We start from the raw sequence: 6,663 nt of genomic DNA on the forward strand, positions 1-6,663 counted from the left end.
TTCAGTAATCGGCTTCCCAGTCGACGACGATGCGACGCGCCGCCTGATCCACCGTTTTGACGTATACGCCGACGAACGGAATCAACCGCTCGTCGGTGGTCGGCTGACCGTCTTTGCCGGTCGCCGGATACTCGACACGCATGATCGAATGCACGCCGTTGTCGATCATCCCGCTCACCTTCCCGAGCGCCACCGATTGCTCGTTGACGACATCGAGACCGATCAGGTCGACCCAATAGAATTCGTCCGCGGCCAATGCCGGGAAATCTTCCCGGCGCACGAACACGCGAAAACCGCGCATGGCCAGCGCGGCATCGCGGTCGCTCACGCCCGCGGGTTGCGCAACGACAGTGTCGCTGTGCGTCTTCGACTGCAGGATGCGGACGGAAAGCCGCTCCGCACCGCGCTCCAGCCACCAGTGGCGCGCCTTGAGCAGCGCATCGCCACCGCGACCGGCGTCGGCATGTGTCGCCACCTTGACCCAACCCTTCAGGCCATAGGCGTCGACCACTGCCCCGACCTCGACGGCATCGTCGGGCCAGGCCTGCGCCACTTCGAGACTGCCCTGCTCGGCAGCCTGACCGGCGTTCGCGACAACGTCGCGCTCGACCGGCTTGCGGACGAATGCGCCAAACGACGCACGCCCGCGCCTTGCATTACCGGAATCGTGACCCGCCATCAATGCACCTCACAGCCGGCACGACCGGCACACCGTGCCATGTTAGGCAGCCGGTTGCGCCTTTTGCGCTTCCTTCACGAGACGCTGGACGGTCGGCGACAGTTGCGCGCCAACGCCTTGCCAGTACGTCAGGCGATCCTGAGCGATACGCAGCGATTCGCCCTTCGTGGCGACCGGGTTGTAGAAGCCGACGCGCTCGATGAAGCGGCCGTCACGACGGTTGCGCGAATCGGTAGCAACGATGTTGTAGAACGGGCGCTTCTTCGAGCCGCCACGAGCCAGACGGATGATAACCATATGATGTCCTTCGGGAAAACCGGGTTCGAAACTACTGAAACACGCGATTATAGCCGGAAACCAGAGGTACAACAAACACTTACGCGCAAAAAATCCGCGGGCGGCCTGTCCGCCGGGCATAGAATCGTCGTGTCCGGGACGTTCCACACCGTCATGCCGCCCCTTCGCGCCGCCTCGATGTGCCGCGCGCAGCACCGTTTCGCGGCGCTGCTTGCCGGCCTTGCCTGCCTCGTATCCGCAATGGCGTCAGCCGCGCCGCTGCCGGTGGGCGAACTCGTCGTGCCGCCCGGCTTCCACGTCGAAGTGCTGGCCGACGCGGTACCGACCGCTCGCGAAATGGCGTGGTCGCCACGCGGCATCCTGTATGTCGGCACGCGGGAAGGCCGCGTGCACGCGTTCGTGATGCACGAGGGCCGGATCAGCGCGCGCTACGTGATCGCGTCCGGGCTCGACATGCCCGTCGGTGTCGCCTACCGTGACGGCGCACTCTATATATCAGCCGTATCGCGCATCCTGCGGCTCGATCGCATCGACGACCGGCTCGCCACGCCGCCCGCACCCGCCGTCGTCACCGACGCGCTGCCGACCAAACACCATCACGGCTGGAAATTCATCGCATTCGGCCCCGACGGCAAGCTGTACGTGCCGACCGGCGCACCGTGCAACGTCTGTCTCGCCGATCGCAGCCGCTACGCGATCATCGCGCGCATGAAGGCGGACGGCAGCGGGAACGAGATTGTCGCCCGCGGCATACGCAATACGGTCGGTTTCGCATGGCACCCCGATTCGGGCGAGCTGTGGTTTACCGACAACGGGCGCGACATGATGGGCGACGACGTGCCCGACGACAAGCTGAGCCGCGCACCGCGCGCAGGCCTCGACTTCGGCTTCCCATACTGCCATGGCGGCGACACGCCTGACCCCGAATTCGGCAGCCCCGACGTTTGCCGCCGCTACGTGCCGCCCGTATTGAAACTCGGTGCGCACGTCGCGGCCCTCGGCATGCGCTTCTATACAGGGCCGATGTTTCCGGCGTCGTACCGCAACAACGTGTTCATCGCCGAACACGGCTCGTGGAACCGCAGCACGAAGGTCGGCTACCGCGTGATGCGTGTCGTGGTCTCGGCAGACGGCAGCCACGCGCGCCAGACTCCGTTCGTCACCGGCTGGCTGCGGCCCGACGGCACGGTATGGGGACGCCCTGCCGACGTGCTGCCGCTGCCGGACGGCTCGCTGCTCGTCAGCGACGATTACGCGGGCGCAATCTATCGCGTGACCTATGCGGCACCTTGACGCAGTACAGGGATGACCGGCCCCGACCGGGCATCGTAGAATGCGTGCCGGGCCGCGCGCCCGCGCCGGCCCGCCGGCCGCCCATGCCAACGACAATACGCCGCCATCCATGTCCAGCAGCACCGCACCGTCCCGCCGCTTCCGCTCCAAGACGCTCACCGCCGGCCTCGCGTTCCTGTTCGGTTCGCTCGGCGCGCACCGCTTCTATCTGTATGGCTTTCGCGACGTGTACGGCTGGGCGCACCTGCTCGCGACGATCGTCGGCATCCCGGGCTTCCTCTTGCTCGCCGCGACCCAGCGCAGCGCCGGCCTCGGCTGGTGGCTTGCGGTACCCGGCGCAATCTCGCTGCTGGCCGCCTTCCTCGCCGCGCTCGTTTACGGGCTGCGTCCCGACGAAAAATGGGACGCGCAATTCAACGCGGAGACGGGCAGGCACAGCAAGTCGGGCTGGACCGTGATCTTCGTGGTGATCTTCTCGCTGCTGATCGGCGCGTTCCTGCTGATGACCGCGCTCGCACTGTCGTTCCAGACGTATTTCGAGTCGCAGGTCGAAGCGGCCAAGCAGATTTCGCAGTAAGCGCAACGAACGCGACACACCGGCACCCCGCGCCGGTTTGGCGCGCCGATCAGAACAGGTTCAATTGCATGTCGTCGCGCGCCTGCGTCGATCGCGTGCCGGCTGAACGCACAGCGACACGCGGCACCGGCGCCGCGGCGGCCGGCGTGCCGCGAAACTGCGACAGATCGAGAATGCCGTTTGTGCGCTCGTTCAGCCCGAGCCGCTTGACGGCCTGGCGGAAGCGCTGCCGCAGCAGGTCGGCCCAGATTCCCTCGCCCTTCATCCGTTTCGAGAAATCCGAGTCGTAGTCTTTCCCGCCGCGCATGTCGCGCACGCGGTTCATCACGCGCTCCGCGCGGTCGGGAAAATGCGCGGCCAGCCAGTTCTTGAACAGCGGCGCGACTTCCCACGGCAGCCTCAGGATGATGTAGCTCGCATGCGTCGCGCCGGCTTCCGCGCACGCCTCGAGCACACGCTCCATGTCGGGCTCGGTGACGAACGGAATCATCGGCGCAATGCTCACGCCGACCGGCACGCCCGCCTCGCTCAACGCACGAATCGTACGCAACCGTCGCGCCGGCGTCGCCGCGCGCGGCTCGAGCGTGCGCGCGAGATCGGCGTCGAGCGTCGTAATCGTGACCGCCGCCATCACCTGCTTGCGCTCGGCCATCGGCGCGAGCAAGTCGAGATCGCGCTCGATCAGCGACGACTTCGTGATCGCCGCGAACGGCAACCCGCGATCGTGCATCACCTGAATCACGCTGCGCGTGATGCGCAAGTCGCGCTCGACCGGCTGGTAGGCGTCGGTGTTGACGCCGAGCGCGATCGGCTCGGGCACGTAGCGCTTGCGCGAAATCTCGCGCTCGAGCAGCTCGGCCGCATTGACCTTCGCATAGATGCGGCTTTCGAAATCGAGCCCCGGCGACAAGCCGAGATAACTGTGCGTCGGACGCGCAAAGCAGTAGATGCACCCGTGCTCGCAACCGCGATACGGATTGAGCGATACGCTGAATGGAATATCGGGCGACTGGTTGTGCGTCAGGATGCTCTTCGCCCGCTCCTCGAATACCTGCGTGCGCAGCGGCGCGGGGAAATCGGCATCGTCCGACTCGTGTGTCCAGCCGTCGTCGACCGCTTCACGCTGCGCGATCTCGTATCGCCCCTGCAGGTTGTCGACCGCACCGCGCCCCTTGCGGGGCACGGGCGGCGCTATCGGAAATTCGTTGTCGGATCGATCGTCCATATGCCCACCCATTCGCCTGCGCCCAATACTGTACATTTATACAGTATTGGGCGCAGCGTGCCAAGGGCGGGATAAAGGGCCCGGCGGACTGCTGCCGGTACGTCAGTCGCCCACCGCGATCGTCAGCGTCTCCTTGATTTCCTCCATCACGACATAGCTCTTCGACTGCACGGCGCCCGGCAACTGCAGCAGGATGTCGCCGAGCAGCTTGCGGTAGTCGGCCATTTCGCCGATCCGCGCCTTGATCAGGTAGTCGAAATCGCCGGACACGAGATGACACTCGAGCACCTCGTCGATCTTCATCACTTCCCGGCGGAATTGCTCGAACATGTTGCCGCCCTTGTGGCCGAGTGTGATCTCGACGAACACCAGCAGCGAGGCATCCAGCTGGTGAGGATCGACACGCGCGTGATAACCGGTGATCACGCCGTCCCGCTCCATGCGTCGCACACGCTCGATACACGGCGTGACGGTCAGTCCGACCTGTTCCGCGAGGTCCTTCATCGCCATCCGGCCGTCGTCCTGGAGCAGTTTCAGGATGCGCCGGTCGAGCTTGTCGAGCGAGCGTACGGGCTGACGTTGCGTTCTCATTTGTTTATGCTGAAAACCTGAAAAATACGATAACAAAACCTACACATTCGACAATACCATAGCGCAAAAAACTAGATCAGCTAGAGGTTACACGGAGCCGCAGGTGCGCCCGGCCTCGATCTGGTCCCTTCCATCTGGAGCAGCTATGCGAGTCATCATTCTGGGCAGCGGTGTGGTGGGCGTGGCAAGCGCGTATTACCTCGCGCGCGCCGGTCATGAAGTCACGGTGATCGACCGGGAGGCCGGCCCGGCGCTCGAGACGAGCTTCGCGAACGCTGGCCAGATCTCCCCCGGTTATGCCGCGCCGTGGGCCGCCCCCGGCGTGCCGCTGAAGGCCGTCAAATGGATGTTCGAGAAACATGCGCCGCTCGCGATCCGCCTCGACGGTACGCGCTTCCAGCTCCAGTGGATGTACCAGATGCTGCGCAACTGCACGGCCGAGCGCTATGCAGTCAACAAGGGCCGCATGGTTCGCCTCGCCGAATACAGCCGCGACTGCCTGCAGGCGCTGCGCGCCGATACCGGCATCCAGTACGAAGGCCGCACGGGCGGCACGCTGCAACTGTTCCGCACGCAGCAGCAACTCGACGGTGCAGCGAAGGACATCGCCGTCCTTCAGGAAGCGAACGTGCCGTTCGAACTGCTGTCGCCGGCCGAACTGAAGAATGCCGAACCGGCCCTCGCCGCCGTTTCGCACAAGCTGACGGGCGGCCTGCGCCTGCCGGGCGACGAAACGGGCGACTGCCAGCTGTTCACGACGCGCCTCGCGGCACTCGCGGAATCGCTCGGCGTCAAGTTCCGCTACAACACGCCGATCGATGCGCTCGCGATCGCGGGCGGCAAGATCGCCGGCGTGCAGTGCGGCAGCGAGACGGTGCGTGCGGACGCGTACGTCGTCGCGCTCGGCTCGTACTCGACCAGCTTCATCTCGAACCTGATGAAGATCCCCGTCTATCCGCTGAAGGGCTATTCGATCACCGCGCCGATCGTCAACGAAGCGGCCGCGCCCGTATCGACCGTGCTCGACGAAACCTACAAGATCGCGATCACGCGTTTCGACCAGCGCATCCGCGTCGGCGGCATGGCGGAAATCGTCGGCTTCGACAAGAAGCTGCGCGCCGCGCGCCGCGAAACGCTCGAAATGTGCGTGAACGACCTGTTCCCGGGTGGCGGCGACACGTCGAAGGCAACGTTCTGGACGGGCCTGCGCCCGATGACGCCGGACGGCACGCCGATCGTCGGTCGCACGCCGGTGTCGAACCTGTTCCTGAACACCGGCCACGGCACGCTCGGCTGGACGATGTCGTGCGGTTCGGGCCAACTGCTCGCGGACCTGATCTCGGGCAAGATGCCTGCGATCCAGGCTGACGACCTGTCGGTACACCGTTACCTGAAGGACGTGGCAGGCCAGACGCGCCCGGCCTACGCATAAGCCGCTGCCGCCCGCAGCAATGCGGGCCTGCCGGCCGGCATCAAAGAGAAAGGCGCCCCGGGGGGCGCCTTTTTCATGACGTCGAGTGTCCCGCGAAGAATCAGAACTGGTCTTCCGTCAACGCGAGCACGCCCTCGTTGCCCTTCGTGCCGACGATCGACGCCTCGAGCGCGCCTGCCTGCACCAGCACCTGCTCCGCATAGAGCTGCGCGATCGCGATCTTCGCGTCGAAGAACGCCGGGTCGCTCGCGCGGTTCGCCTGCGCGGCCACCAGCGCACGCGCCATCTGCCATCCGCACAGCACCACGCCCGCCAGCTTCAGGTACGGCACGCTGCCCGCGAACACCGCGTTCGGGTCCTGCTTCGCGTTCGCCAGCACGTAATCCACCACCGACGACAGCGCCTTCGCGCCCTTCTCCAGCTGCACCTTCATCGATGCGGCCGCCGCACCGTCCAGCTTGCCCAGCGCCGCGACAGTCTCGCCGATTTCGGCGATCAGCGCCTTCGCCACCGCGCCGCCGTCGCGCAGCGTCTTGCGGCCCACCAGGTCGTTCGCCTGGATCGCCGTC

Annotated in this window: 8 protein-coding genes; 3 read left to right on the forward strand and 5 right to left on the reverse strand. The window is 65.7% G+C overall.

What is annotated here, in order from left to right:
• Window position 1 precedes the first annotated feature (1 nt).
• Together rimM and rpsP are read right to left on the reverse strand one after the other, a co-directional pair.
• A complete protein-coding gene (gene rimM, locus L810_RS18170) occupies window positions 2-679 on the reverse strand; it encodes a ribosome maturation factor RimM (RefSeq protein ID WP_021159743.1) in 678 nt (225 codons plus the stop codon).
• A 42-nt stretch (window positions 680-721) separates the two neighbouring features.
• The gene (rpsP, locus tag L810_RS18175) at window positions 722-976 is read right to left on the reverse strand and encodes a 30S ribosomal protein S16 (RefSeq protein WP_006476550.1); all 255 of its coding nucleotides are present in this window, start codon (window positions 974-976) and stop codon (window positions 722-724) included.
• A 153-nt stretch (window positions 977-1,129) separates the two neighbouring features.
• On the opposite strand from rpsP, the gene L810_RS18180 reads away from it, so the two are divergent.
• On the forward strand, window positions 1,130-2,269 hold the full coding sequence (locus tag L810_RS18180; RefSeq protein ID WP_042975178.1) for a PQQ-dependent sugar dehydrogenase: 1,140 nt from the start codon (window positions 1,130-1,132) through the stop codon (window positions 2,267-2,269).
• Between the two features lie 109 nt (window positions 2,270-2,378).
• Window positions 2,379-2,846: an NINE protein gene (locus L810_RS18185; protein ID WP_042975184.1), complete on the forward strand. Its 468-nt coding sequence runs from the start codon at window positions 2,379-2,381 to the stop codon at window positions 2,844-2,846.
• Between the two features lie 49 nt (window positions 2,847-2,895).
• On the opposite strand, the gene L810_RS18190 is transcribed toward L810_RS18185, so the two are convergent.
• A complete protein-coding gene (locus L810_RS18190) occupies window positions 2,896-4,083 on the reverse strand; it encodes a PA0069 family radical SAM protein (RefSeq protein ID WP_042975179.1) in 1,188 nt (395 codons plus the stop codon).
• A gap of 90 nt (window positions 4,084-4,173) precedes the next feature.
• Entirely contained in the window at window positions 4,174-4,662 is a 489-nt protein-coding gene (locus tag L810_RS18195) for an Lrp/AsnC ligand binding domain-containing protein (protein ID WP_042975180.1), read from the reverse strand.
• 145 nt (window positions 4,663-4,807) lie between these two features.
• Here L810_RS18195 and L810_RS18200 point away from each other — a divergent pair, with 145 nt between their 5' ends.
• Window positions 4,808-6,094, forward strand: a complete 1,287-nt coding sequence (locus L810_RS18200) for a D-amino acid dehydrogenase (protein ID WP_021159748.1) — start codon at window positions 4,808-4,810, stop codon at window positions 6,092-6,094.
• Between the two features lie 100 nt (window positions 6,095-6,194).
• Here the strand turns inward: L810_RS18200 and L810_RS18205 are convergent.
• Window positions 6,195-6,663: acyl-CoA dehydrogenase C-terminal domain-containing protein (locus L810_RS18205; RefSeq protein ID WP_042975181.1), on the reverse strand; the 469-nt coding region annotated here is incomplete at its 5' end.

The organism is Burkholderia sp. AU4i (genome assembly GCF_000466765.1).
Lineage (GTDB): Bacteria > Pseudomonadota > Gammaproteobacteria > Burkholderiales > Burkholderiaceae > Burkholderia > Burkholderia cepacia.